This window comes from Coleofasciculus sp. FACHB-1120, from assembly GCF_014698845.1.
Classification (GTDB): domain Bacteria; phylum Cyanobacteriota; class Cyanobacteriia; order Cyanobacteriales; family FACHB-T130; genus FACHB-T130.
In genome coordinates this window covers 59,275-85,433 of record NZ_JACJTV010000005.1, presented here as the reverse complement: position 1 = coordinate 85,433, position 26,159 = coordinate 59,275, and the positions used below count along the sequence as shown (strand labels likewise).

Here is a 26,159-nt window from a genome sequence, read left to right as displayed (position 1 = left end):
TTAGCTGTCGGACTCAGTCCGATTGCGATTTGCTTAAAAATTTGCCATTTTCCAAAACGTTGAACCTGAAAAAGTGCAAGTGATTCCCGCTCTCTAGGAGATGCCCTTTCCACGGCATCCGTTGATAGGTCACCTCCACTTCATCTTATTGAAGTGTGAGGATACACTATGTAGGAGCAATCCCTTTGGGAATTGTCGCCCACACAAAATACCTGTTGTTTCCCTGTTTAGAGCCAATTTATCCAGCCTCCTGCTATGACCTTAATCGCTCAGTCTTCCTCAATTGGGCGTCAATCCACTCCCCGAACTGTGGGCCGACGCCTCCAATCTGTAATCATCATGCTGATCGTTACCTTACTCTTGGCGGGTGGGATTGGCGCTCGGTTAGTTTTTTTACAAGTGGTTCAGGGGGAACGTAACCGACAACTGGCAGAAAACAATCGGATTCGTTTGATTCCCAAACAGCCAGCCCGAGGCACCATTTTCGACCGCAAGGGCAAAGTTTTGGCAAGCAGTCGGCTGTCTCACTCGGTTTTTTTGTGGCCCATCGCCCGCCAACAGAAGGACTGGCCCGCTACCCTCAAACGCCTCGCGAATCTGTTAAATGTTCCTGAAAGCGAAATTCAAAAGCAACTGGAAAAAGCCGGTTATACCTCTACCTCGCTGTTGCGGATTGCTCGTGACATCAATCCTGCCCAAATTACAGCGCTGGAAGAGTACAGGAGTGAACTAGAGGGCGTAGAGGTGGATATTGAAGGGGTACGAAACTACCCCAACGCTGAGGTGGCAGCTCACGTCTTAGGGTATACGGGGGAAATGAACGATGAAGAGCTAGCCAAGATGCGAGGTCAAGGCTACCGCTTGGGAGATGTGATTGGTCAAATGGGAGTGGAGGCAGCTTTTGAAAAACCGCTTCGGGGAGAATGGGGCGGTCAACAGGTTGAGGTAGATGGTGCAGGTCAAGTGTTGCGGATTCTCGGTCAGAAAAAAGCAAAGGCTGGGAAGGATGTGCATTTAACGCTGGATCTGGAGTTGCAGAAGGCAGCGGAAAGGGCATTGGGCGATCGCAAGGGCGCAATCGTGGCAATGGACCCCAATAATGGGGCAATTTTGGCGATGGTCAGCCGCCCAGGCTTCGATCCCAACGTTTTCTCTAAGCGGATCACCCCAGAAACTTGGAAGAAAGTGCAAAGTAAGGGCAACCCCTTCGTCAACCGCGCTTTGAGAGTCTTTCCACCGGCGAGTACCTTCAAGATTGTTACCGCGAGCGCTGCGATTGAATCGGGTAAATATTCTCCGAATACGGTATTGGCAACCTATCCTTACTTAACCGTCGGTGGGATTCGGTTTGGGGAATGGAACCATGCTGGATTTGGCCCCTTGGGATTTGTTGGGGCGCTAGCGATGAGTAGCGATACTTTCTTTTATCAGATTGGTAGAGGAATCGGTGGTCCTACCTTGATTGACTGGACTCGGAAGTATGGTTTTGGTCAAAAAACGGGGATTGAGTTAGCTTCAGAAGAATTGCCGGGTTTAGTTGCGGATGCAGCCTGGAAGCAGAAGCGATTGAAGCAGGAATGGACAATCGGAGACACGGTAAATATGTCCATTGGGCAGGGCTTCTTGCAAACGACGCCGCTACAAGTTGCCGTGATGTTTGCGGTTCCGGCAAATGGGGGCTATCGAGTTAAACCCCACCTGCTCAAAGATAATGAGGCGTCCAAAAATTGGCGAGAGTCCTTAAATATGAAACCAGAAACGCTAAGAGTGGTGCGCCAAGGACTTCGGAGCGTTGTAACTAGCGGCACTGGAAAAGCGGTGAATGCGCCAACTCTACCCCCAGTTGCTGGGAAGAGTGGTACGGCAGAGGCTCCACCAGGACTGTCTCACGCCTGGTTTGGTGCCTATGCGCCTGCGGACAAGCCAAAGATTGTGGTTGTGGCTTTTGCGGAACATTCTGGAGGCGGCGGCGGTAAGGTGGCAGCCCCGATGGTGTTAAAAGTTCTGGAGTCTTATTTCCAGGTCAAGAAACCCGTTAAACCCGCTAAGTAAATTGTGAGGGGTCAGTTGTTAGGGTTTAGGGGAAACGCTAATCACTAACAACTGACTCCTGACTATTGGCTGCTATCAATTTCTCTGCAACGACCTAACTTCGATGGTGCCGTTGGGTGCGAACACGACTCTGAATTGGGCGAGGGGTTCCTGGGGAACCGCGTCTGGCGAGCTGCTCGGCTGGAAGAGTTTAGGCAAGGGAGTTTCATCCTCATAATCAAAGGCGGGTTGATTCTGTGGCTCGTAATCGGCAACGATACCGTCTTTGGTTACGGCGACACGGTACTGTAGACTCCGTGGAAAACTGGGAGTGGCTTGCCAATTTTGCTTGAGTTGTTCGGAAAGCCGAGCTTCTAAACTCTCTATCTGAGTGGGATCGGTAATTTCTGGACCCAGACTGGGTTTTTCTTTGTAGCCATACCAGGGACTCACTTGCGGGACGCCTCGCCTCGTAAATACCACCCGGAACTGAGCGAGCGGTTCTTTGGTAATGTCGCTACCAGCGGCGGGGATATAGAGCAATTCTGGCAGTGGGGTTTCTTCTAAGCGATCGCTTGCTGCTGAGTTAACTGGCTTGTAACCCACCACAGCTCCGTCTTTGCCGACCCCCACCCGATAAACTAAGTCTTGCCGAAACTGGCGGCGGGTCGTCCACTTCTGATAAATGTTGTTTTGAAGTTTTCGTTGTAAGAAGTACAACTGGGTCGGATCGAGAATTTCCGGTGCGGCTGTAACTAAGTTTTCCAAGTCAGCAGCATCAACGCTGGATGACGTTGTCGGGCTTGGGCTTGCTGTCGGCTGCTCGGACGAGACAGGGCTAGCAGGCGTCGTCGAGCTGGAGTTGGGCTGAAGCAAGGGATCTTCGGATCTCTTGACTTCGGGAGGAGGAACCATGAAAAATGCGATCGCTGCCAATGCCAAAGTTGTAACCCCGACTGCTGCTGGTGCGGCGCGTTGTGCCACCGGCACTTCAGCCTTCGCATAGCGTTTCGGAACTGGCGCGATTGAAAGCATGATATCTGGCAGCGTGCGACCATCAGCCAGGAACTGATCCACCGCCTCCACCAAATCAAACAGCTGTACTGTCGTGATATCAACTTGCCTCGCTTGGGCAGTTGTGGACGCACCACGATGAGTCGAGTCGCCACTATTTCCTGGCGACTCAACCATTAACCGATGCAGATGGGCATCTATTTTCTGAAACTGCACTAAGCTTGGCTTGTCTTTCAGACTATAGGAGTGAGGTACCCCACTTAAGAATTCTTGAGCATAGTTGCTGGCTGCTGTTACCAGGCTTTCAAAAAAGTCACGTCCTCCCGTTAATGGCTTCTCCTTACCCGAAAAATGGCACTCAGCATTAACCAGGATAGACATTAAGGGTCGGGCGTCCACCTGACCAGCAGCTGCATCGCTTAACCCTTCTAGGATTAGCGTGCAGTTAGGCAGACTGTACGGACGGCGAATAGTCATTTTCAGTTGGTAATTGGTAATTGGTAATGGGGAAAAAAGTAATGGGTAATTGGTAACGGGTAATCTGGGAAAAGTTTTAAGTTTGAGGGTTGAGTTTTCAATTCAAGAACTTTGTTCTCGTCTCAACACTCAACACGGATGCTCATCACTCTCATTTTTAATTACCGATTATCCCTTTTCAATGAAAGTTACACTTCTCCATCAAAAAGGCTGCTCCAAAATCTTTGCATTCCAGACGTTCCCGTACAAAATAGCAGCTCGCTTAACAGCTCAATAGCCAAATTGTTTAACTTGTCATCAGAGTTATAGGCAGCAACACCAGCGCGGCGCGGATTCATTCGGCTCCGGAAGTGAGCGCGGAACCTTTCTAAATACTCAGACAAGCGAAAGTGATGTTCTAATGGCACCTGCTTGTCACGCAGTTGTTGATAAGCCAGTAGCATCTGCCGGATCAAGACGGTTAACCGCCGCGCTAGATGGCAGACTACGATCACCATCGCTTTGGCTTCCTCTAGGGTTAGCAAGCGGCGTGTATAAGATCGTCGTAGCGGGTTGGTACTTCGGATTCGCCATAGGTGTACCCGATTTTTGATAATTCCCTGGAGTTCCAAATCCTTAGCTACTGTCAGCATTGCTTCAGACCCTCCCAATTCCAGGGCTTCTATTGCTAGTAGCATCAGGTCAATTTGTAGCCGAGTTCGACGCGGACACCCACTAAACGAAATTGGTGGGTCAGGGAGATTGTCTAAAATCAGCGGCATTGACTCTCGTGGAGGACTGTTTAATGGCATTACGCTCACAGAAAGATTCATTCCAAATAGCAGGACAGTTGAACTGGTTGATGGCTTGCATGGGCTACAACGAATTGCATACGGGAATCAATGACTTTTGAGAGTTACATTTGTGTCCATCTGCTATCCGATTATTTATATGCCCAGCTGGATTTTACTAAAATCAGGATGTCGCGATCGGGATTGAAGCTTCGGGCAGGTGAATGACTTTGTCGCTGAGTGTACTTGAATCCGAAGAGACACGACGACTCACTCGCCTCAATAGCCGCCCGCTGGCTCTTGAGTGTCAGGAATGCTCCAAAACCATGCAACCTTCTAGTGTACGATTTTCCAGGTATATCCTTGCACATCCGGGGGAGATCCTGCCTCTGTGATGCAACGGATACCGAGTTCACCCACAACCCTCTTTTTACGAGCTGCTATGGATCTCAAGTCTCTGATACGCGACATTGCAGACTTTCCTAAACCAGGAATTCTGTTTCGGGATATAACGACGCTACTGCGCGATCCGGAAGGACTGCGCTACACCATTGAAACCTTAACCGAAAAGTGCGCCCAGTTGTCTCCAGAGTACGTCGTCGGGATGGAGTCGCGGGGTTTTATTATTGGGGCACCTCTGGCATACAAACTGGGAATTGGGTTTATCCCTGTCCGGAAGCCTGGAAAGCTACCAGCTGCGGTTCACACGGTTGAGTATGAATTAGAGTACGGGATGGATCGGCTGGAGATGCATCAAGACGCTCTACATCCCGGAAGTCGTGTTTTGATTGTGGACGATCTGATCGCGACGGGTGGAACGGCAACGGCTACGGCTGAGCTGATACAGAAAATTGGCTGCACCTTAGTAGGATTTGGATTTATCATCGAGCTAAGAGATTTGGGTGGGCGTCAACGACTTCCTGATGTGCCAATTGTGACGCTAGTTGAGTATTAGGAAGCAAATGCTAATGGCTAATGGTTAATGGCTAATCAGCTATTAAACAATTAGCGATTAGCAACTACAAAAAATTTGGCGATATGGGATTCTGTATTTCATGACTTCTACTAGAAATTCTTCAGGTCAGAATGGGTTAACGGCTAGTGGGAATTGGCTCAAAAGGCTGGTCACGAGTGAAACTTTTCTCTACGTAGCGAAACGGCTATTACAGGCAGTTTTGACTTTGTTTCTCGCCTCGACGCTAAGTTTTGCAATTAGTCAGATGGCTCCGGGAGATTATTTAGATACTTTGAGGCAGAATCCCAAAATTTCCCCGGAACGAATTGAGGAACTCAGACAACAGTTTGGTTTGGATAAACCAGCAATTGAACAGTACCGACGATGGCTGTGGCAGATTTTGCGCTATGGCAATTTTGGTACGAGTTTTGTCTATCAGCGTTCGGTGTCATCGCTATTGTGGGAGCGTATCCAAGCGACATTGGAACTGGCGATCGCATCGGTGATTCTGACGTGGGCGATCGCGATTCCACTAGGGATCGTTGGTGCGGTTAACCAAAATCGCATGAGCGATCGCCTCCTGCAAGTGCTGAGCTACGCCGGACAGGGCTTTCCTAGCTTCATCACGGCGCTGGTGTTGCTAATTTTCGCCCAGTACACGTCACCCCTATTTCCAGTCGGTGGCAGAACCAGCATCAATCACGCTGATTTATCCTGGGTGGGCAAAATTTTAGATATCGGTTGGCATATGATTTTGCCCACCCTGGCGCTGAGTGTCACCAGTTTTGCAGGTTTGCAGCGAATTACCAGAGGAGAATTACTGGATGTTCTCCGCCAAGACTACATCCAGACAGCTCGAGCAAAGGGACTCCCAGAAGACCGGGTGATTTATGTTCACGCTCTCCGCAATGCGATTAATCCTCTCATAACGCTCTTAGGATTTGAGTTTGCTAGCTTATTAAGTGGAGCATTTATTGCCGAATTTTTCTTCAATTGGCCCGGATTAGGGCGGTTGATTTTACAGGCAGTCACTATCCAAGATATCTACTTAGTAATGGCAAGTTTGATTATGGGGGCAGTGATGCTAATTGTCGGCAATCTTATCGCTGATTTGTTGCTAAAAGTAGCCGATCCGAGAATTAAGTTGGAAAATCTTAAATGAAGAAGTGGCTAATGGTTTCTTCCCGTCCAATTCTCAATTACGGATTAGCCTATTATCTTTGCATTTTCTATGTTTTCCCAAGTCTATTACCTAATTCGTTCGAGAGCTGATGGTCAATATCTTCTAGCTCAACCCGATAGAAGTTCTTCAACCAGTAGCTCTGGCTATTTGTTGATGTTTGGCGAACATTTTGATGCGCTAAGCTATCTCAACGCCCATGCCCCAGATGTTAGCGATCGCTTCGCTGTCGAGTCTATCTCTGGAAACCAAGTAAAAGGGTTGCTGCAACGCTGGGAATTTAAGGGAATTGGGATGGTTGAAGACCCGCTATTACCCAAAATTCAGTTTTTATCGCCGAGTTAAGCCAAATTATTGACTTCTATTGCCTTTTCTAAAGATTTATTGCAAGTATACCTAGGTACAGATGTCAGAAGCTCCAAAATTTGAGCAAATAAGAGAGGTCGGTCAGGCAGTTGTTTCGTCTGATCCGATCAACAAATCTTAATAGTGCTAATTTCGACAAATTAGGAGAGATATACTCTATGAAATCGATCCGTTTCAACCTGTCTGCTTGGGTACGTCCAGTGCGTATGGCGATTGCTGCTTGTTTTTGCGCTTTACTAATGTTCAGCTATGCAACCCCAGCCTACAGCAGCACAAAAACCCCCGCAGGGTATAGCGGCACCAACAGTAGCCCCAGAGACGGAGAATCCAATCTGACGAAGATTGAGGAAAAATCACAAAAGGCGGTTCTAGACAAACCCTATTCGCTTAAGGAAACTCAACAGGAAGCCAACAAGGGTCTGAATGAAATTCAAGGAGCCGCTGATGCTGAGAAGATGAGTACCAACGAAAATTCGCAAGGCGTTGACTCAGTTGAACAAAAAGTTCAGAAGGCTCTGGAAGGCATTACAGGCAAAGATTAAGGAGACAGTATTTGCTCAAGACTGAGCGCCCTAGTATCTCCTGAGTGGCGATGCAGGGTCTCATCATCAGGGCAATTCCGCAGGGATTCTTCTTGATGTTATGTAGGGCAGGCAGGAGCCTGCCTTGTTTTTTGGGCTGGCGAGACGGAAACGCTTGCTTGTTGGAGTGCGTGGCGGGAATCAATGCCCTAGAAGTGGAGTTTTACGCCATCTTGGGGTTTACGTTCAGTCTTCAAGGCGCGGATATGGGTGAATTTCCATACATCCTGAACGCTGACAACCACAAATCCTAAAGCCTCTAGGTCAGTTTGGAATTGAGTGCGATCGCTAAATCTTGAAGTTGCTTCGATAATGTGCAAATGACCATCCAGTTTCAGAGTGCGGTTCGCCTCCCGCAGGTAATCGGTGAAATTTGCTCCCATGAGTGACAGGCAGAAAATCGCTACATCCAGCCTCTCATCCTCAAGGGGAACGTGAGCCATGTCGCAAGCGATAACATCCGTATTCACAGCAACATGGTCAAAGCTGTAAACTGTATGGCGATCTGAAACCGCCTCAGCCAGTTTTGCCTCACCACAACCGAAGTCCCCAATAGTGTAGCCGCTACGCTGTTGGCACCAACGAATCATCTCTTGATAAGGGATGACCGCCCAATTTTTTCTTAACTCAGCGTATAAAGTATGGTAATTCGCCCACTCCTCTGGATTCTCCTGTAAGCGTTGGTGAGTAGTTTCGCTTTGGGTTTGGTTCCAGTGGCGGTTCATGGCGGAAAAGTCGCCGTAACGCCGCAACCGCCGCTGCACGTCTGCTGGGTCGTTATCGGGAATCGGAATTACAATCTTCGGACGGGTGATAACTTCGACAACGCCCGCTTCGAGGCGTTCTAGCCAAGCGATTACATCTTGATAGGCTTGGGCAGGCGATCGCAAGTATCCCTCTGGAACTACACCGTCAACAGCAGCATCAGCGATAGACTTTTTAAATCTCAGTCGCTGCATTTTCGAGTCGCACCAAGACCACCGCTGCTCATTTACGATGGCGTAAGTTAGCGGAATCACCATTTTTACGTTGTTTTGGCGTTGTCCTTGGCGGTAGATGCGACCTTTCAGTTGCTCGAACTCAGCATGAGTCCAGGGAAGGACGTTAACGATTAATTGGTTGCAGACTTGCTGTAGACCATCTACGCCAGTCCCAATGGCGCTAGAGCCGATGAGTACATCAATTTTGCCATTCAAGAACCCTTCTAAACCCGATTTATCTTCGCCTGTGTAGAAGCCAACTTTCCATCGGTCTTCCTCTAGCGCTTCTCTCAGTAATCGGTCGATTCCCTGGATGTAATGGGTGTAAATTAGGGTTTTCGGTTGAATGTGGCGGCGAATGTCAGGTAATCGGGCGCGAGTGAGGATTTTCTCAAGTTCAAGTGGGGTGCCATTCTGACCAAGCGCCCGGATCTCTTCGATAAATTCGCTACAGTCTACAGGAATCTCGATTTGCTCGTAACCCAAGTTATACTCAGGCATCCAGCGTATCCCAAGGGAAACGAGTCGCTGGTGCAGTTTCATGCAGTTGGGGATGGTTGGGCGGATGTCGAGTTCGTCGTGGGTGACTCCTGTTATCAGTTCAACCAAACTTTTCCCTTCTTGCAAATTATTAATTACTGGTGTTGCGGACATCCCAATGATGTGTAGATTTGGGTTGCGATCGCTGGCGGCGGTGATGAATGCGCTTACCAGTTGCTTGCGCCGCGATATATTCTCGACATGGCGTTGTTTTGTGTAGTGGATTTCATCAATAACGATGAAGTCGATTAACTCACTTTCCACCAATGAGCGCACCCAATCAGCGGAATCTGGCTGCTGGAACATCTCATAGTTCAGGATGATGTAACGGTGAGCATTTGAATTCAGCGCCTCACCTAACCCAGTTTCGTCAGCGAAAGCTTTTGCCCAATCGGGTGTAAAGGTTTTGGTAGCGATCGCGCTATCCGGGAAAATGTTGAGAATCGCTTTTTTCCAACCATCAACAACGCTGTTAGGACAGCAGATAAGGGTCAGATGAGCGTTAATGACGCGACTGGCGAGGACGGCGGAGAGGGTTTTGCCTGCACCAGTTCCCGACCAATTGCCGACTCGTTTCTTGTCGCGTACCTGAACGGCGGCGAGTCGCTGCATGAGGTTGGGTTCTGCTATTTTGCCGTTAATACGGAAGGTGTAGCCAGTTGGGATGGGGAGATTCTTGGCTTGATGATATTCGTCTAGGAATTCTGATTTAACTTTTTCGGCGTAGCTGTCGCCTGTGTAGCTTTGAGCCTGCGCTACGGCTGCGGCTTCATCCCAAAAGACGTGCTTCCAAATCTTTGCCTTTGCCGATGCGATGAGAAATTCGACAGCTTCTTCATCGGCTGAGGATACGACGGAGTGATCTAAGGATGCCAGGACTTCCCGCGTCTGGACAACCGGAAGGTCAAGGTCGTCCTCTTCTTCGGATGCTTCAACAGTCTTGTCAATCTGGTCGTCAAGATTGTCCTGGGAGGTTACATTTCCTTTATCAGAGATGTCATTATTGCCGCTAGTTTCAAGCGCTTCGAGAGTCAACTGCTTGTCTTGCAGGAATTTATCAACGGTTGACGACTGACCATTGACGAACTTTTCAATCTCTTCTTGCGGGAATCGTCCGGTAGCAAGAGCCTTTACAAAGCTTTTCCCCCTGCCTGTACTCTGAAGCATCCCATTCTGCTGGAAGAGTAGATAGAGTTCGGCAGGCGTGAGAGTTCCGAGATGGTTTATTAGAGAGGCAACAAACCTGCGGATAGCTTCTACTGTCCACCCAGCCGTGTACGACAACTTCAGCCCTAAACGTTCAGCTACTGCTGAAAATCCGCCGTGCCTTCCAATAGCACTTGCGAGGGAACTGTGTCCAGCGCGGACAAGTTCATAAAATTCCGGCATCATACCGGGAGTACCTTTTTTCCCGATGAAGACGAAAAGTTCTCGTTCTACATTGGCAAAGTCTTTCCAGTAATCGGTTGGCTTTGCTGTATGAGTAAACTTCAATTTCAATCGTTCAGCCACAGTGGGAAAACCACCATGCCTCGCAATAGCACTTGCAAGACTGGTTTTCTTCGCTTTTGCAAGTTCTTTTTGTGTCGGCATTACTCCGGCAGTACCTTGTTTCTCAATAAAAGCTAGAAGCTCCCCTGCAAAGCACTCAAAGTCATTCAAGCTACCTCGCTGTCTATTCACACAAGCTAGCCCTAATAGTTCAGCTACCTTGTGAGTTCCACCATGCTTTTTCACAGCTCCCAAAAGAGCGCCTTGACCAGCTTTTTTAAGTTCTCCTTCTGTCGGCATTACTCCGGGAGTACCGTGTTTTTCGACAAAGGCTAAAATTTCATGTTTGACATTGTTTATGTCATCCGCATAACCTCGCTGTCTTTTTGCACAAGTCAAACCTAACCGCTTTGCTACTGCTGCATATCCTCCATACTCTCCCTCAATGGCATTTGCTAAGTCACCATAACCAGCGGTTTGGAGTTCTTGTTTTGTTGGCATCACACCAAAAACACCATTTTTTTCAATAAAGGTAAATAGGTTTTGTTTAACATTAGTGAATTCATCCCAATAGCCAGGTCGTTTTCTAGCGTAAGTTAACCCTAATTTTTCAGCTACCGATTGAAATCCACCATGCTTACGCATGGCGTTTGCTAAATCACTGCGCCCAGCTTTTACGAATTTTATAGCTCTTGGCATTAAACCGAGCGTACCGTGTTCGTTAATAAAAGCCATAAGTTCGCGTTCTAGATTAGTCAATTCATCCCAGTAGTTGTTGGGTTTTCTCTGGCTATCCATAACTCAAAATTTACACTTCGCGTTGAGTAGGTTCATGGATTACTGCTTAGTACGACCATATATTTGCGCTATATCGTCATATATTTCGACAATGTTTTCGGCTAGTTCCTTTGCCTTTTCTGTGCCTATAGCTCTTTGAACTGACGCAAAATTTACTTGCTTGTCAGGACATTTAACTGTTTTTAATTCTTCTTTTAGCAAGCTAAACGCTTCCTGTAATTCTTCTGGAACTTGCTCTACTTTGAGTAGTCCCAGTTGGTAAGTGTAAGCCTCTTCTGTAAACTGCCTTGACCACCAGCTAGTATGAGTACAGATAGATGAAACTTTTCCCAGGCATAACCAAGAGACATATTGAACATCAGCTAATCAACTTATGGATGACTATACTTCGGAGACAATGTGCGATCACTTTCTTCCAGATTAGTACATAAATACTATTTATTAGAAAACTAATTCATAAAAAGGTAATTTGTCAAGTCCTACAAGCATTGCAGAGACGCGATCGCATAATTCAACTTCGGATACAGTGCGCGATCACATCCCTTATTTAGTATTCCCACCCACGGCTAAAAAACTACATCTAGCCGCAGCAAAATTACTGGCTGACATTTAAATACCAGAGGCGATCGCAACCCAAATTGATTTGATTTCCCCAACCCGTTTTAACGGGTTTCAGCTTTGAGCCAGAAATTTATTTCTGCGCTCACTGCGCTCACTACGCTCCCCTTCCTGGCTCATCATCCCGTTCCAAAGCTGAAATAACCGTTCCTTGTAAATGATGTTGCTTTTGATTATTCACATAAGCCTTCGCTTCATCCAATTGCTTACCTCCTAATGAAAACACTCCATATCCATGTTGCCAGCTAAACGCTAAACCAGAAGCTAATGGAGTATGGTTCAAATGATAAGCACTACTTCCTTTGATGGTTTTTACGAAATCAGCAATTGATAACTTTGGTGGAATGGAAGCCACAATATGAATATGATCTTCGATACCACCAATTGCATGAATAATACAGGCAATTGCATCAGCTTTGCCGATAATATAACTGTAAAGTTCAGCCTCTCTTTCTGGGGTAATTAGAGGTTGACGAGATTCCGTTGCCCAGATGAGATGGTAGTAGGTGCGCCAAAATGCTATGAGTTTAAAAATTCGGATTGGAAGTGGCGATCGCGTAGATTGTCGCCGGGAAATAAATTTCCGGCTCAAAGCTTTAACCCGTTAAAACGGGTTAAAGAGAATGGTAAGAAGAAAGCGAGATCGCCTGCTTTTGCTTCAAAGACAAGAAAGCGATGGCTGAACTATTTTGTATAAAAGAAAAAGCGGGTGGCGAGAATCGAACTCGCATCATCAGCTTGGAAGGCTGAGGTTTTACCACTAAACTACACCCGCAAATTGAGGTATGGTCAAACCATAACTAGATTAGTATACCACAATTTTTTAGAGCTTGAGTAGGGGAGGCGTGCATTATTTTCACTGGGAGAGAGGAGAAACTCGGATAGACACTTCCAGCAAGCTGTCAACGGCTCCACCTCCCATGTAAGCGGGTTGAAATCTCCAGCCTTGAATTAGCTCATTGACAAACTGCGAATCGGCTAAACTTCCACTTCCTTGCAGCACTCGCTGAACTGACGGTTTACCCGTGTTATCAATCAACAATAAAACTTCCAAGACGATAGGCTCGTCGGGAGCTTGCCCAGTTAGCAGCGGATAATCAAGGTCGGGAATTTGTTTCTGCGCTTGCTGCGGTACCGCTAATTGGTTCGGCTCATCAGCACCAGCGTTACCAGAGCGGACATTGAACAAAGTTGCCACAACGCCTTTCCCTTGCGCTGCGGGTGCTGCGGGTGCGGGTGACGGTGCGCTTTGTGGCTCCTCAGCAGGCGGTGCTGGTGGAATGGGAGCTGGGGCTTGGCTTGCCTGTACAGGAGGAGCTGGCGGAGGGGTGACAGGAGCTGGGGCTGGTTCGACGGGTTGGGACGATGATGGCTGCGGTTGAGATGGCGGTGCAGGTGCCGGGGTTCCTGCATCTTGGGAGGATGACCCCAAGGGACGACCCGTTTCAGGAGGTTGTTGCGGCACCAATGGCGGGCGCTGAGCGGGTGTAGGGATGCTCGGTCTGGTCGCAACAACATCAGAGTTCGGCTGCTGTCTTTGCGGGGTAGAAGGCGAGTTAGCGGTAGGGTTTTGAGCTTGAGGGAAAGGATTTAAACGGATTCTGAAAGAGCGTTGAATCCTTGGTTGAGAATTTACCGGAGAATTTTCCTGGGGAATCTGGGCGGGTATCGGCTGCTGTACTGGGTTTCCACCTGAAACGTTAAAATTGCGATCGCGCTCTTGCCTCTGTTGGGGAGGTGCCGCTTGTGGCTCCAACCTATCTTCGGCATTGGGAACGGTGGTAATCAGATCAACGGGAATGGGTTCCGTACCCACATCGACGATGGCAGTTCCCATGATTAACCTCTGCAACATCCACATCCCTAATACATGGACAATTACAGAAATTAGGGTATAAATACTCCACACCGTGGACGATGTAGAGCGATTCCGGGCATTGACTCGCTGCTGCTGGGAGGCGATCGCATCTGGCTTCTCTGAAGGAGGTGGAGTTGATGCGCTAACAAGATGTAAGTGGCGAGTAGTGGGACTCTGAGGCGGATCGTTGGGACGCTGGTTTGGTAGTGCCATTCTCAAAACTTGAAGGACTCTTATTGTTAGAAACAGTAAACATTCACCTGAATCCGCTACGTTCCAGAAAATTTGTCAAAAAAAGAATGAACAGAGACAGCGAAGTGAGAATAACCACCAAAATCAAGGCGATGTTGTCGCGTCCTGACTGAACGGCTTCGTAGATTGCCATTGGCATCGTTTGCGTCACACCGGGAATATTTCCCGCAATCATTAAAGTTGCGCCAAATTCTCCTAAAGCGCGGGCAAAACTCAGGACAATTCCCGCCAGGATACCTTTCCAGGCTAAAGGCAACCAAACGCGCCAGAGGGTTTGCAGATTCGATTGACCCAATGTCGCAGAGGCTTGTAAGTAAACGGGGTCAACACTTTCTAAAGCTGCCTTTGTCGTTTTTACCATCAGCGGTAACGCCATAATGCTTGCCGCCAAGACTGCGCCTTGCCAGGTAAAAATGGGCGTCCAACCAGTCGCCTCGTAGAGAGGACGTCCAATTAACCCCTGGCGTCCAAAGAGAACCAGCAGATAGAATCCCACCACAGTCGGCGGCAAAATTAGGGGCAGCGTAACGATCGCATCCACCCAGTTTCGACCGGGAAAGCGGTAACGTGCCAAGAGGTAGCCTAGCAGTCCTCCCGCGATCGCAACGAAGACGGTAGAAATCAGCGCCACCCACAGCGACAAGCGCAAAGCAGAGACCAGTGCTGAAGACTGAGGACTCAGCACTTTACTCAGTCCCCAGCACTTTCTTTGAGTTCCACCGCAAAAGTGAGGACGGTTTCATCGATGCCTTTGAGCTTGAGGGGGCTACCTTTGGTGATTTCCTGCTCGTCCAGGTAATCGGCAACAGCAGCAGAAACCAAGATGCAATTCGGTTCCGCAGCTTCTTGAAGGCGCGAGGCAATATTCACGCTGGGACCGATAGCGGTGTAATCCGACCGTTGATCGCCTCCGAACATTCCCACCACAGCAGTGCCTTGGTGAATGCCACAGCGGAACTGGACGGCGGCGCGATCGCTCGTGCCAACAATGCCTGCCGCCAACCATTTCTGATTAAGTTGCTCCAAAGAAGCGTGCATTTGCCGCGCCGCTGCGATCGCGCGTCGTACCTGCTCGTTGGGTGTCAGCTCCTCTGGGGCACCAAACAGCGCTAAAATTGCATCCCCCATAAACTTATCCACCGTACCACCGTTATCAAATACGGCTTTAGTCATGGCTTCCAGGTATTCATTGAGCAACTCAGCCACTCGTCGCGCTCGCAAGGTATTTGCCAAACTGGTAAAACCCACGATGTCACTAAATAAAACCGTCACTAACCTGGGTTCCGGACTCAAGTCTAACTTCAGTTCGCCTTGTGCTGCCTTCTGCACCATGATTGGCGGTAAAAAGCGCTTCAGCACCGATTCTGTCAGATAAGAATTCAGCTCCACCACCCGGCGCTCATTTTCCTTTAGCGCTAGCAAATTGTGGACTAACGCTAACAGTTCCCGGTCGTTAAATGGCTTAGCCAGATAGGCATCTGCTCCCCTCTCGGTGCCTTCAATGCGAGTATCTTCGTCTACTTTGGCGGTGAGCAAAATGATCGGCGTTCCCTTGAGTTCTTGGTTGTCGCGGAGCATCCGAATCATATCCAAACCGGACACAAAGGGCATCATCAAATCCGTCACAATCAGATCGGGACGCCTTTCTTTGGCAACAGCGAATCCTTCGTTGCCGTTTCGAGCCATGCAGACTTGATAGCCATCATTGAGCAAAATCCGAGACACATAAGCTCGTAAATCCGGATTGTCGTCCACCACTAAGACGGTGCGAATCACGGAGGAATTGACGCTGGAACCTGATACGGGTTGCGACTCTGTTGGGAGTGAATTTAGAGTAGGTGCTGCTTCATCCTGTCTCAAAAGTTCCCAGTCTCCAGTTTCTTCTTCCACCTCCAAATCTGCCAATTCCACAGCGGCACGATTGGATTGGACTTCAGTTGGCACTTCCAACACCTGATCCAGCGGTAGGTGTGCGGTTCCAGTTTGCAGCCAGACGGTAAAGGTACTGCCTTCTCCGTAAACCGACTCGACAGAGATTTGACCGCTGTGGAGTTCCACCAGTTCTTTCACCAGCGCTAAACCCAAGCCACTGCCTTCATAGGAGCGGTTGACTGACCCTTCCGCTTGACGGAAGCGCTCGAACAGATGGGGGATTTGTTCCGGGCGAATGCCAATGCCGGTGTCCGAAACCTGGATGCGGACGTGATCTCCAGCGGGTTGCACCACCACGGCTATCGTACCCCCCGCTTCGGTAAATTTCATGGCATTGGAGAGAAGGTTGTAGATTACTTTATCAAATCTTTCTAAATCTAAATAAACCGGCTTGCAGCGTTTCATTTCCAGCGTCAGCTGCAAGCCTTTTTTCTCGCAGTAGGGGCGAAAAGCTTCGATAATTGTTTCGATAAATTCTACTAAGTTACAAGGACGGAAACTGGCTTGCATCCGACCGGCGTCGAGTCGTTGGATATCCAGCAGTTGATTGACCAGCCGCAGTAAGCGACGAGAGTTGCGTAGAGCGATCGCAGCTTGATCGTAGGGCATATCCTGATGCTGATTGACCGCTGACTCTAGCGGCCCTAGCATCAGAGTCAGCGGTGTGCGAAATTCGTGAGAAACGTTCTGGAAAAACTCGGTTTTCTGCCGGTCTAATTCCAATAACCGCTCCGCCTGCTGCCGAGTTTTTTGATACAGTCGGGACTGCGTGACTGCGATCGCTGCCTGTGCTGCTACCGCCTGCGCTAACTCAACCTCTGAAGCGTGCCAGCGGCGAGGTCGGTTCGTTTGGCGCAAGGTGATGCTACCAATAATTTGACCATCGGAGAGTAACGGTACCACCAACAACGCCCGCGCCGGACTCCGCAACGGGAGATCGAACCCGTTCATTTCCGGGTTCCGATCTAGATCGTGGACTGCCACGGGGTGTTGTGTATTCAGCAGCTCTTGCAATACCGGATTTCCGGCAATCGGGACAACTGAGTGGGGCAATTGAGGATTCTTCGCTTGCAATGGCGAAGCATGATTGCCGAGATGCGGGTCTAATTCCAGCGTTTTGGCGACAAAGGCTTCGCTTGGATTGCCGAAAATCGAGTTTTCGCTCCCCGATGTATCCAGAACCAGGCTTTCTGTTCCGTCATACAAGCCCACACACTGAACAAACTCATCCTCCCTGCGCCACAGCGACAGGGCACAGCCATCCACCTCCAAAGCTTGTCCTAACTGTTGCGTAATCGCTGCAAAGATGTCCTGCGGGTCAAGGCTAGAGCGAATTGCCGTGGTAATTGTATTGACAAGCGCCTCTCTTTGTGCAAGCCGGGAAACCTGTTCGTAAGCCCGCGCCTGAGAAAGAGCCAAAGCCGCTTGATCCGCCACCATCACCACCAGCTGAATCTCATCATCCTGCCACACGCGCGGCTGTCCGCACTGATGCAGCGCCAGAACTGCCATCAATTCCAGTTGGCAATACAGCGGCACCACCAAGCTAGAGTGAATATCCGCCTGTCGCATTGCCTCTAGGCGTTGCCTAATTACAGGGGTATCGCCGGGGAGTCGCTCATCGGTTTCGACATCATTAATGACTTCTACATCGTGCGTTTCCCACACCAACTGGCTAAGAACTGAGGACTGAAGGCTAAGGACTGAGTGGGGATCTTCATTTTGCTGCCCATGCCCAGTCTCGCTCTCTCCCAAAGGCTCTCCCAAAGAAGACTCAGGCAGTAAAACTGAAGACGGAGCCGTCCCGCCTTCTTCCTCCGTCCTCAGTCCCGCCGTTCTCTGCCCTGATGATGGACTCAGTTCGGAAATAATCAATCCTGAAGATTGCCGCTTGCCTTTTGCATCTTGTTGCTGATAAATGAATCCCTCATCTGCCATCCCGTCTTCCTGGAAGGGACGCAAAATGCACACGCTCACCTCCAGCATATGACCCACGGTTTCCACAATCGTCTGGAGGACTTGCTGAAGGGGGGAACCGCCCCGCCGGTACTGGGCGCTGCGAATGGTATTCGTGACTGTATTAAGCAGCGATTCGCGGCGCAACGTCCGGCACAGTTCCTCAGTGCGAACCTTCAAAACGTTGTGGGTATCCATTGCCTGCTGCACCAGCGCTTTCAGCTCAGTCGCATCCCAGGGTTTGGTGACGTACTTGAAGACCTTCCCGGCGTTGATGGCTTCCACCAAATCTTCCACATCGGTGTAACCCGTCAAAATGATCCGGATAATATCTGGATACTGGGTGGCGGTGAGGCTGAGAAATTCCGTGCCGCTCATCAGGGGCATCCGCTGATCTGAGATGATTACAGCAACATCCCCCTCATGCGCCAGAATCTCCAGTGCCGCAGGGCCGTTATCTGCCCTCAGTACCTTATATTCTCGATGAAAAGTGCGGTAAAGCAGGTCGAGGTTATCGGGTTCGTCATCGACGACCAGAATTTTGGGCTTTTTACTGGCTTGGGATTTCATGCCCCGCTCTCCTGCTGTAGTATGGTGCAGCTCATGCCTACGCCCATGCAAATGCAAAACAGTCTCCATTTCATGCACAGATTCTTCCAGCGATTGAGATGGAAAAGCGGATGGGAGCGAAAGATGGACGATCCCTCTCCAAGCTACTATCCGCATCCCAGGGTTTCCGAATCCGGAAACCATAGAAATCCGCTGGTTGCACCCCAATTAATTTTAAGTTTGCAGTTTCAGTACGGCTGTACCTTCTGGTGTCGATTTTAGAGAACAACCCTGGTTCTGGCTCATGCTCCCCAATCCCCTGGTGGCGAAGCCTCCCTCGTACCCCACAGGGGTTCCTGAGGGATAGGGGTAGGGTATAGGTGATGCTTGCGGTCGTCAGACGACTGATAACGACCCTGCCCCTCTGAATAACTTTTTGGGGAGAAAATGCACTTGTCACTTGCTTTTTATTTAAGATACCCGCTCTTTATTACTGACTTTAACGTTTGGACGTGAATGTCAGTGATAATTGCTGCGATCGCGCTTCCATTCCCCTGCTCCGAAATAGATCGGTAACAGGCTGGCTGTTAGAGAAATACCTGGGCGAGCGCTGCTGCTCCGGACAGGATAGCGATGCTGGCTCTACTGTCCGATGCCGATTCTCAAAAGGCTGATGCACTCCTTGTACAATAGTATCCTTGCTGGAAGAAAAGAAGCTTTGCTCAGGGTAGGCATTCTTGCAGGCTCGCTTGCCCTAGAACCTCTCCAACCCGGAGACTTGTCAATCTTCCCAGTTAATTCATTTTGCTCCAGTACCCTGATATTAAACCTGCGAAAATCACTGCAAAATGATCTAGGATAAAACCTGCTAGATATCCAACTTACGCTCGGCTGTTGAATCCCTGCTTTCTACTCTTGCACCGCCAACCTGAAAGAGCCGCACAACCGAATGGTGCTTCTCACTTTATCATCCGGGCAGCCCACCAAAATGATTTGACCAGCCTCACCGAGATCCTGGCAGATAGTTTTCACCCTCGGTCGGGAATTTGGGCTTTGACCTATCCGTTATTTCGGCTGGGAATTTACGAAGATTTACGGACTCGACTGCGGTTGATTCCTCCGAATTACATCTGTTTAGCCGCTGTCGCTACGTCCTCTGCTAGCACCGATTGGGGGAGTGGAGAGGAAGCTTCCTTCCCACCTCTAAACGCACAAGAACTCCAAGGACAAGAACGCCAAGGAGCAAATGCTGATTCCGTAGTGGGGACGATCGAATTGGGACTTCGTGCCTGTTCCTGGCAACCCTGGAGTTCTCAATATCCTTACATCTCGAATCTGGCTGTCCACCCCTCGTGTCGGCGACGAGGGGTGGCGCAGCAGTTACTGCTGCGCTGCGAACGAACAGCTTTGGAATGGGGATTTTGCGACCTATACCTGCACGTATTAGAAAACAATCATCAGGCACGGCAGCTTTATCTGAAGGCGGGATATCGACCGCATCAAAGCGATCCCAGCTGGAGTGACTGGCTGCCGGGGCGTCCTCGACGGCTGTTTTTGCACAAACACTTAGCTCGTAAAAACTAAAATAACTGCCCCCTCACCTCGCGGGGATTCCTTAGATTTAAGGATGATTGGGTTGGAAATCGCTAGCCAGAAAACACGTTTAATCAATTCAATCAGTCATTAAATCAGTAAGTGACTCTTACTTATCGCAACTTCACACTAACTTTAAACAATTATTACTTTAGAGGGTAGATTATTGAAGAATACCCAATACAGTAAGGTTGTTGGCTATCACTGGCTGTTGTATTTCCTGCGTTCGGGCAATATGCCATAAAATAAAATTAAGCAATTACCGCTTGGTGACTTATACTGATGTCAAATGTTTTGATAATGTAATTATTGTTTACATACATAGTAGATGAGAAACTGAATCTCAAGCTTGCAATCCATCCAGAACTAACAGAATTGGGTTTGCCTCTGTGCTTCCGGTTCGGGTGCATACCCAAAGAAAAAATATAGCAGTAAGAGTTGACATGGATAGCGACAACCAACAGCGCTACCAGACTGCCCTATATAAAGCGGATGCCAATCAAAGCCATACCTGTGTCGCCCGCTCTCAAGGCTCTAATGGCATGAATAACGAAAGCCCGAACCCTGACGAGGAATCGTCTGATATCCTCAATCAGCTGTGTAATAAACAGCTTTTGATCGTAAATAGTCGCCGCCGGAATGGCTTGATCCTCTACAAACACTATCATGCGGAGTTTGCCGGGCCAGGAGCTGCTGTGGGCGGATTGTTTGATGTGGATGCGAAATGGGTGTTGCCAGTAGGCAATTTGTCGTTGGTAACTCCTGAATCCGCGCAGGAACGGCAGAATGCTTATTTGATTCGGCGACAGTGGATTCGACTCACGAAACAAATTACGGATAACCCGGTGCCGCTGCAAAGAGCGCAGAAGATACTCGAACAGTTTAAGCAGTTCTTTGGCACGGAGACGCTGACGCAAGTACCGGACGATGCCTTTGCGCTGTTAGTGGGGGTGTTGCCAGATACTATCCGTAGGGCACGGGATTTGGGGGATTAATTAAAAATTAGAAACTAGCTAGTTTCTAATTTTTAACTAAACTCCTTCCTAGTTCATTGCTTTTAAAGCTGCCAGGAGATGCTGGCGCGATCGCTCATTTTCTTCTTCGCTACCTACCGTCAGACGAATACCGCCGCCGGTGTGACGAACCAAGGTTCCCTGTTCTTTGAGTTGCTGCGCCAATCGAGTCAGGGCTTCCTCTGTCGGGAGACGCAGGTAGATGAAGTTTGAGGCACTAGACCAAACTTGTAAGGCGGGTTGCTGTTTGAGAAAATCGAGTAACTTGTCTCGTTCGGTAAGAATTTGGGGAATACAGCTAAGTAGCAGTTGCCGCTGGGAAAGGGCAAGTAAAGCGGCAGCTTGAGTGAAGCTGGGGAGATTGTAGGGGAGACGGACTTTTTCGAGGGCGACAATCAGTTCTGGGTGAGCGATCGCATATCCTAGCCGCAGTGCTGCCAGCCGAAATGCCTTAGAAAATGTTCTGAGTATGACCCAGTTTGGATGCTGCGACAATTCCCCAACCACGGTTGTCTGGCTAAATTCAAAATAAGCTTCGTCAATGACCACCAAAATATGCTCTGGCAAACTCCGCAGCCATTCCAACTCAGCAGCAGTTAAGGCGTTAGCGGTGGGGGAGTTGGGATGAACGACAAATACCACCCGGATTGGTGGATTCTGGGTTTCCTCAATGGCTTTTTGGGCAGCGGCAAGATCCATTTCAAAATTCGCTTCCTTGCGCCCGACACTCACCACAGGAATGCCTAGGGTATGAGCCAGAATCGCGTACATGGAGAAGGTGGGATCGGCTACCAAAATCGAGCCTTCGTTGCCTAAACAGGTGGCAATCAGGAGGGAACGAATGAGTTCATCGGAACCGTTACCTACAGAGATGTTGGTTGGGGTAATAGCGGCATCTAAGGATTCGTTCGCGTATTGGGCGATCGCTTCTTTGAGTTCGGCGTGACTGCCATCAGGATAGCGATTCGTCTCAATTAGCTGCTGATAAGTCCATGCCAACTTTTCTTTTAATTCTTTTGGCAAATCAAAAGGGCATTCATTGGTATCCAGCCGATCGATCGGAATTGAACCAGTGACTGGACTTCCTGATGCGCCGCCTGGGTGGGGCATATAGGCGCGTAACTGAGATAAATCTGACCGGATGAACGAGAACATAAATTCTTGATCTAACAACTAAAAACTATTTTTGATCCACCAGCGCGATCGCCGTGACTTCTGGCGGACAAAATAGGCGTCCGGGCCAATAGGTTCCCAGCCCTCGATTCACATATAGCTGGTTTTTTCCCACCTGATGCCACCCCTGCGCCCATTCCCAACGCTCTACCACTTTATTGCATTCCTTCATAAAAGGCACCCAACGCTGGAGCGGTTTGGGAATCAGGTGACGGATGTTTTGCAGCAGTTGCGCTGCTGGGCCAACTCCAGGAATTACCACTTGACCGCCGTGAGTATGACCCGACAGTTGCAAATCCACTCGCCATTCTTGCAAAATCTCGGCGGTATCTGGGTTGTGAGATAAGACGATTCGGGGTGTATCCCGATCGAGTTGATTCATCACTGGCGCTGGATTAAATTCCCGCGACCAAAAATCAGCCAGTCCGACTAAGGGTAATTCTTTTCCAAATGGATATGCAATTTCATTCCAGAGGACATGAATCCCAATGCTAGTCAGGGCGTCTTGCACCTCTTTTTTTGAATGGCGATAATAATTATCGTGGTTGCCCAGTACAGCATAGACACCAGCGCGACCTTGCAAGTGTTTTAGCCGTTTTACTAGGGCATGAATGGGAGATGGGTCATCCGTTACGAAGTCGCCAGTCAATACAACGAGGTCGGGTTCGAGTTGATTGCTGGCTTCAATTGCCTCTGCGAGTAGCGTTTCGGATAACCGCTTGCCATCGTAGTGCAAATCGGACAGTTGTACTAGCTTTGTGCCTTGCAACGATGCTGGTAAACCCGCGATCGCTACTGTCACATTTTCTACGCTTAAAGGTTCGGTTAATATCCAGTGCATTCTGTCAACTCTTGCTATCTGGCGATTCCAGGATAGCTCAGAGATGCTATTTGTTGCCTTCCCGCCTGAATCAGGGACGAAAGCAAAAGAATTGATTAAATGGTTTCAAGATTGCTTGACTGGGCTGGGTTATAGGCTTCTCGATTCGCTACCGTGCTTGCGATAAATACAAAAGCGATCGCTAGATTGTTCTTTTTACAATAGTTCAGGACATTTATCTGTAAATTTACTGACTTTTTTATAAGAAACAGACCAATAGTCAATATAAATACGGTTTTATCCTTAGTAAATATATCCTATCTTCATTAGGAATAAATTTATATTTAGCCTATTTTTACGCATAAACGATGAATCGTATTACTTTTATAATTTGTATAAATTCATCTAGCAAAGCTTAAGTTTTTTTAATGCTAATAGTTAACAATTAGTCAGTCATTGATATTTAGAAGAGTCCGCTTCTTATGATTAAAAAGACGGGATTTCTCGAACTTCTACAATCCTACTCCAAAAAAGCCGGTATTATTGTCACTGTAATTGGCTGTGTTGTTTTCTTGGGCTGGATATTAGATATTACAGCCCTTAAAAGCATTTTACCAGGGCTGGTAAGCATGAAAGCTAACACAAGCATAGCCTTTATTCTGGGTGGATTGTCTTTGTGTTTGTGGCACGACGCGGAACACAAAAGACAAAACGCAAAAGATAAGCGGAGAAAGTCTTCGTTTGACCTTTCTCAAGTGTTGGCAATTATCGTCATTTTAATCAGTCTATTGACACTAATTGAGTATGGGTTTGGATGGAATGTAGGAATTGACGAACTGCTGTTTAAAGACCCAGCAGGTGCTGTTGGCACCTCTGCACCAGGGCGAATGTCTCCCAATAGCGCCCTAAGTTTTCTGATGCTTGGCTCTGCCCTTTGGCTGTTATCAAAAAAGGTGTATCGTCTGGCTCATTGCATTAGCTTAGGCGGATTTTTGATTGGTTTTTTGGGTCTTTTGGGCTATATCTACGGCATCACCTCGTTGTACGGCAAGAGTTACAACACAGGTGTGGCGTTGCACACAGCGATCGCATTCATCCTGCTTTCCACCGGAGTCCTGTTTGCTTGTCCAGATCGAGGACTAATGACAGTTGTTACAAGCGACAAAGCAGGCGGATTGATGGTGCGGCGGATGTCGCCAGCCGCGATTGGCATTCCCTCAGTGCTGGGCTGGTTCATATTATGCGGCTACCAATCTCAGATTTATGACAGCGAACTTGGGCTGGCTCTTTTTGGCGTTTTCAACGTAGTTATTTTTGCCTTTTTAATTTGGTGGAATGCCAGATTCCTGAATGCGGTTGACAGCCAGCGCCACCGAGCAGAAGCAGCACTGAAACAGGTGAATCAAGAGCTAGAAGATAGAGTTGAGGAGCGCACGATCGAGCTGAGTCAACTGAACAAGCAATTACACCAGCGAATTGCCGAACACCAGGAGACAGAGGAGGCGCTCCAAGTAAGCTATAACCTCTTGAATGCAGTCATTGAGGGAACGACTGATATCATTTTTATCAAGGATCTTCAGGGTCGCTACTTGATGGTCAACTCCATTGGTGCCAAGATACTTGGCAAGTCTGTAGAGGAGATGATTGGGAAGGATGACTCCCAGGTATTTCCTGAAGTCGCCCCTCAACTTATGGAGACTGACCGCAGAATTATGGCTTCTGGGACAACTCAGACGTTAGAGGAAATCGTCTATATCAATGACATCGCGGTAACGTATCTCTCAACAAAAAATATCTACCGCGATCCCCAAGGAAACGTTATCGGTTTGATTGGGATGTCGCGAGACATTAGCGATCGGAGGGCGTTGGAAAAAGAATTAGCGCGGCGCGAGCAGCTTTTGAACTCATTTATTAACGTTGCGCCGGTCGGACTCTGTATTCTTGACGACCAGATGCGATATCTGCAAATCAACGAAGCGCTAGCACACTTCAATGGCGTGTCTGTAGAAGAACATTTAGGAAGATCCCTGGCTGAAGTCTTGCCCGACGCTGCACAAGTGATCGAATCGACATTACGCAAAGTACTGACGACAGGCGAAGCGATTCTCAACATGGAGACGTGCGGTGAATTACCTGGCAATCCAGGCGTCCTGATGCACTGGTTGACTTCTCAATTTCCCATACCTGGAGAAGATGGCAAGCCGATGGCTCTTGGTGCCACCGTGATGGATATTACTGCTCGCAAACAAGCTGAGGAAGCCCGTCAGGAGAAAGAAGTTCAGTTAAAAGAAAAAAATCAGCAGCTAGAACATACTCTCCAAGAACTCCAACGTACTCAAGGTCAATTAATTCAAAGCGAAAAAATGTCCAGTTTAGGACAATTGGTTGCAGGGATTGCTCACGAAATTAATAACCCAGTTAACTTTATCTTTGGGAATCTCACCCATGTCAGAGAATACACCCAAGACTTATTAAATCTATTGCGACTTTATCATCAGCAGTATCCGAATTCAACGCCAGAAATTCAGGAGGAGATAGAAGCGATTGACCTGGATTTTATGATGGAAGATTTTCCTAACCTGTTGTCATCAATGAAGGTGGGGGCAGATCGCATCCGGGAGATTGTTCTTAGCTTGCGGAATTTTTCGCGAATTGACGAAGCTGAAATGAAGGCGGTTGATATTCACGAAGGAATTGATAGTACCCTAATGATTCTGCATAACCGCCTGAAAGCAAAACCGGATCATCCCAACATTCAGATAATTAAGGAGTACGGGCACTTACCTAAAGTCGAGTGCTACGCAGGACAGCTCAATCAAGTGTTTATGAATCTGATCGCGAATGCCATTGATGCGTCGGATGAGTATAACAAACAGCGATCGCTTTCCGAAATCAAGGCAAATCCCAGCTGGATCAAAATTCGCACTGAGGTACTAGACTGCGATCGCGTCGTTATCAAAATTGCGGATAATGGCTCTGGAATGACAGAGGCGGTGAGACAACAGTTATTTAATCCCTTTTTTACTACCAAAGCCATTGGCAAAGGCACTGGACTGGGTTTGGCAATTAGCTACCAGATTGTTGTAGAAAAGCACAATGGTCAATTGCAATGTCTCTCAGCACCAGGTGGAGGAGCAGAGTTTATTATTGAGATTCCACTTCGGCAGATGGTTTAGGCACATCTAAACTTCAGAAAAAGTAGGAGCGATCGC

19 protein-coding genes and 1 tRNA gene are annotated in these 26,159 nt (G+C 48.4%); 9 read left to right on the top strand and 11 right to left on the bottom strand.

The genetic code is table 11. The features are described 5' to 3' along the window. Window positions 1–255 precede the first annotated feature (255 nt). Window positions 256–2,052, top strand: coding sequence for a penicillin-binding protein 2 (gene mrdA / locus H6H02_RS07365; RefSeq protein ID WP_190816135.1), 1,797 nt, complete (start codon window positions 256–258; stop codon window positions 2,050–2,052). A 75-nt stretch (window positions 2,053–2,127) separates the two neighbouring features. Here mrdA and H6H02_RS07360 read toward each other — a convergent pair whose 3' ends face one another. Both H6H02_RS07360 and H6H02_RS07355 read right to left on the bottom strand, forming a co-directional pair. Continuing rightward, a complete protein-coding gene (locus H6H02_RS07360) occupies window positions 2,128–3,522 on the bottom strand; it encodes a DUF4335 domain-containing protein (RefSeq protein WP_190816133.1) in 1,395 nt (464 codons plus the stop codon). A gap of 188 nt (window positions 3,523–3,710) precedes the next feature. Further along, the gene (locus H6H02_RS07355) at window positions 3,711–4,334 is read right to left on the bottom strand and encodes a DUF3038 domain-containing protein (RefSeq protein ID WP_190816131.1); all 624 of its coding nucleotides are present in this window, start codon (window positions 4,332–4,334) and stop codon (window positions 3,711–3,713) included. Between the two features lie 400 nt (window positions 4,335–4,734). On the opposite strand from H6H02_RS07355, the gene H6H02_RS07350 reads away from it, so the two are divergent. The 4 genes from H6H02_RS07350 (at window position 4,735) to H6H02_RS07335 (ending at window position 7,335) form a co-directional block, all read left to right on the top strand. Next, window positions 4,735–5,247, top strand: a complete 513-nt coding sequence (locus H6H02_RS07350; RefSeq protein ID WP_190816373.1) for an adenine phosphoribosyltransferase — start codon at window positions 4,735–4,737, stop codon at window positions 5,245–5,247. A 100-nt stretch (window positions 5,248–5,347) separates the two neighbouring features. Then, the gene (locus H6H02_RS07345) at window positions 5,348–6,409 is read left to right on the top strand and encodes an ABC transporter permease (protein ID WP_190816129.1); all 1,062 of its coding nucleotides are present in this window, start codon (window positions 5,348–5,350) and stop codon (window positions 6,407–6,409) included. A gap of 69 nt (window positions 6,410–6,478) precedes the next feature. Beyond that, window positions 6,479–6,772, top strand: coding sequence for a hypothetical protein (locus tag H6H02_RS07340; protein ID WP_190816126.1), 294 nt, complete (start codon window positions 6,479–6,481; stop codon window positions 6,770–6,772). Window positions 6,773–6,951: 179 nt separating this feature from the next. Next, a complete protein-coding gene (locus tag H6H02_RS07335; protein ID WP_190816124.1) occupies window positions 6,952–7,335 on the top strand; it encodes a low temperature-induced protein in 384 nt (127 codons plus the stop codon). A 188-nt stretch (window positions 7,336–7,523) separates the two neighbouring features. Here the strand turns inward: H6H02_RS07335 and H6H02_RS07330 are convergent, their stop codons facing one another. Together H6H02_RS07330 and H6H02_RS07325 are read right to left on the bottom strand one after the other, a co-directional pair. After that, window positions 7,524–11,183: a DEAD/DEAH box helicase family protein gene (locus H6H02_RS07330; RefSeq protein WP_242040604.1), complete on the bottom strand. Its 3,660-nt coding sequence runs from the start codon at window positions 11,181–11,183 to the stop codon at window positions 7,524–7,526. 39 nt (window positions 11,184–11,222) lie between these two features. Continuing rightward, a complete protein-coding gene (locus H6H02_RS07325; RefSeq protein WP_190816122.1) occupies window positions 11,223–11,384 on the bottom strand; it encodes a hypothetical protein in 162 nt (53 codons plus the stop codon). A gap of 268 nt (window positions 11,385–11,652) precedes the next feature. On the opposite strand from H6H02_RS07325, the gene H6H02_RS07320 reads away from it, so the two are divergent. Beyond that, a complete protein-coding gene (locus H6H02_RS07320) occupies window positions 11,653–11,796 on the top strand; it encodes a hypothetical protein (protein WP_190816120.1) in 144 nt (47 codons plus the stop codon). A gap of 102 nt (window positions 11,797–11,898) precedes the next feature. Here the strand turns inward: H6H02_RS07320 and tnpA are convergent, their stop codons facing one another. The 5 genes from tnpA to H6H02_RS07295 all read right to left on the bottom strand — a co-directional run bounded on the left by tnpA (window position 11,899) and on the right by H6H02_RS07295 (window position 18,369). Beyond that, window positions 11,899–12,324, bottom strand: coding sequence for an IS200/IS605 family transposase (gene tnpA, locus H6H02_RS07315; RefSeq protein ID WP_190816369.1), 426 nt, complete (start codon window positions 12,322–12,324; stop codon window positions 11,899–11,901). 181 nt (window positions 12,325–12,505) lie between these two features. Further along, window positions 12,506–12,576: transfer RNA gene (locus H6H02_RS07310), tRNA-Gly, on the bottom strand. A gap of 81 nt (window positions 12,577–12,657) precedes the next feature. Beyond that, window positions 12,658–13,872, bottom strand: a complete 1,215-nt coding sequence (locus H6H02_RS07305) for a hypothetical protein (RefSeq protein WP_190816118.1) — start codon at window positions 13,870–13,872, stop codon at window positions 12,658–12,660. 43 nt (window positions 13,873–13,915) lie between these two features. Further along, a complete protein-coding gene (gene modB, locus H6H02_RS07300; RefSeq protein ID WP_190816116.1) occupies window positions 13,916–14,596 on the bottom strand; it encodes a molybdate ABC transporter permease subunit in 681 nt (226 codons plus the stop codon). Window positions 14,597–14,601: 5 nt separating this feature from the next. After that, complete coding sequence (locus tag H6H02_RS07295; RefSeq protein WP_190816114.1) at window positions 14,602–18,369, bottom strand: response regulator; 3,768 nt, start codon at window positions 18,367–18,369, stop codon at window positions 14,602–14,604. Between the two features lie 894 nt (window positions 18,370–19,263). Between H6H02_RS07295 and H6H02_RS07290 the strand changes: the two genes are divergently transcribed. Together H6H02_RS07290 and H6H02_RS07285 are read left to right on the top strand one after the other, a co-directional pair. Continuing rightward, window positions 19,264–19,932, top strand: a complete 669-nt coding sequence (locus tag H6H02_RS07290; RefSeq protein WP_190816112.1) for a GNAT family N-acetyltransferase — start codon at window positions 19,264–19,266, stop codon at window positions 19,930–19,932. A gap of 452 nt (window positions 19,933–20,384) precedes the next feature. Then, entirely contained in the window at window positions 20,385–20,936 is a 552-nt protein-coding gene (locus H6H02_RS07285) for a hypothetical protein (RefSeq protein WP_190816110.1), read from the top strand. A gap of 48 nt (window positions 20,937–20,984) precedes the next feature. On the opposite strand, the gene H6H02_RS07280 is transcribed toward H6H02_RS07285, so the two are convergent. Further along, window positions 20,985–22,109, bottom strand: a complete 1,125-nt coding sequence (locus H6H02_RS07280) for a histidinol-phosphate transaminase (RefSeq protein ID WP_190816109.1) — start codon at window positions 22,107–22,109, stop codon at window positions 20,985–20,987. 25 nt (window positions 22,110–22,134) lie between these two features. Then, window positions 22,135–22,968, bottom strand: a complete 834-nt coding sequence (locus tag H6H02_RS07275; RefSeq protein ID WP_190816107.1) for a metallophosphoesterase — start codon at window positions 22,966–22,968, stop codon at window positions 22,135–22,137. A gap of 461 nt (window positions 22,969–23,429) precedes the next feature. On the opposite strand from H6H02_RS07275, the gene H6H02_RS07270 reads away from it, so the two are divergent. Further along, entirely contained in the window at window positions 23,430–26,123 is a 2,694-nt protein-coding gene (locus H6H02_RS07270) for a PAS domain-containing protein (protein ID WP_190816104.1), read from the top strand. Window positions 26,124–26,159 lie beyond the last annotated feature (36 nt).

What these genes read in the sequence shown, in the direction of transcription:
- H6H02_RS07350 (WP_190816373.1), top strand. Translation starts at nt 4,735, where the DNA reads ATGGATCTCAAGTCTCTGATACGCGACATTGCAGACTTTCCTAAACCA.
- H6H02_RS07345 (WP_190816129.1), top strand. Translation starts at nt 5,348, where the DNA reads ATGACTTCTACTAGAAATTCTTCAGGTCAGAATGGGTTAACGGCTAGT.
- H6H02_RS07340 (WP_190816126.1), top strand. Translation starts at nt 6,479, where the DNA reads ATGTTTTCCCAAGTCTATTACCTAATTCGTTCGAGAGCTGATGGTCAA.
- H6H02_RS07335 (WP_190816124.1), top strand. Translation starts at nt 6,952, where the DNA reads ATGAAATCGATCCGTTTCAACCTGTCTGCTTGGGTACGTCCAGTGCGT.
- mrdA (WP_190816135.1), top strand. Translation starts at nt 256, where the DNA reads ATGACCTTAATCGCTCAGTCTTCCTCAATTGGGCGTCAATCCACTCCC.
- H6H02_RS07355 (WP_190816131.1), bottom strand. Translation starts at nt 4,334, where the DNA reads ATGAATCTTTCTGTGAGCGTAATGCCATTAAACAGTCCTCCACGAGAG.
- H6H02_RS07280 (WP_190816109.1), bottom strand. Translation starts at nt 22,109, where the DNA reads ATGTTCTCGTTCATCCGGTCAGATTTATCTCAGTTACGCGCCTATATG.
- H6H02_RS07275 (WP_190816107.1), bottom strand. Translation starts at nt 22,968, where the DNA reads ATGCACTGGATATTAACCGAACCTTTAAGCGTAGAAAATGTGACAGTA.
- H6H02_RS07360 (WP_190816133.1), bottom strand. Translation starts at nt 3,522, where the DNA reads ATGACTATTCGCCGTCCGTACAGTCTGCCTAACTGCACGCTAATCCTA.
- H6H02_RS07270 (WP_190816104.1), top strand. Translation starts at nt 23,430, where the DNA reads ATGATTAAAAAGACGGGATTTCTCGAACTTCTACAATCCTACTCCAAA.
- H6H02_RS07330 (WP_242040604.1), bottom strand. Translation starts at nt 11,183, where the DNA reads ATGGATAGCCAGAGAAAACCCAACAACTACTGGGATGAATTGACTAAT.
- H6H02_RS07285 (WP_190816110.1), top strand. Translation starts at nt 20,385, where the DNA reads ATGGATAGCGACAACCAACAGCGCTACCAGACTGCCCTATATAAAGCG.
- H6H02_RS07305 (WP_190816118.1), bottom strand. Translation starts at nt 13,872, where the DNA reads ATGGCACTACCAAACCAGCGTCCCAACGATCCGCCTCAGAGTCCCACT.
- H6H02_RS07295 (WP_190816114.1), bottom strand. Translation starts at nt 18,369, where the DNA reads ATGAAATCCCAAGCCAGTAAAAAGCCCAAAATTCTGGTCGTCGATGAC.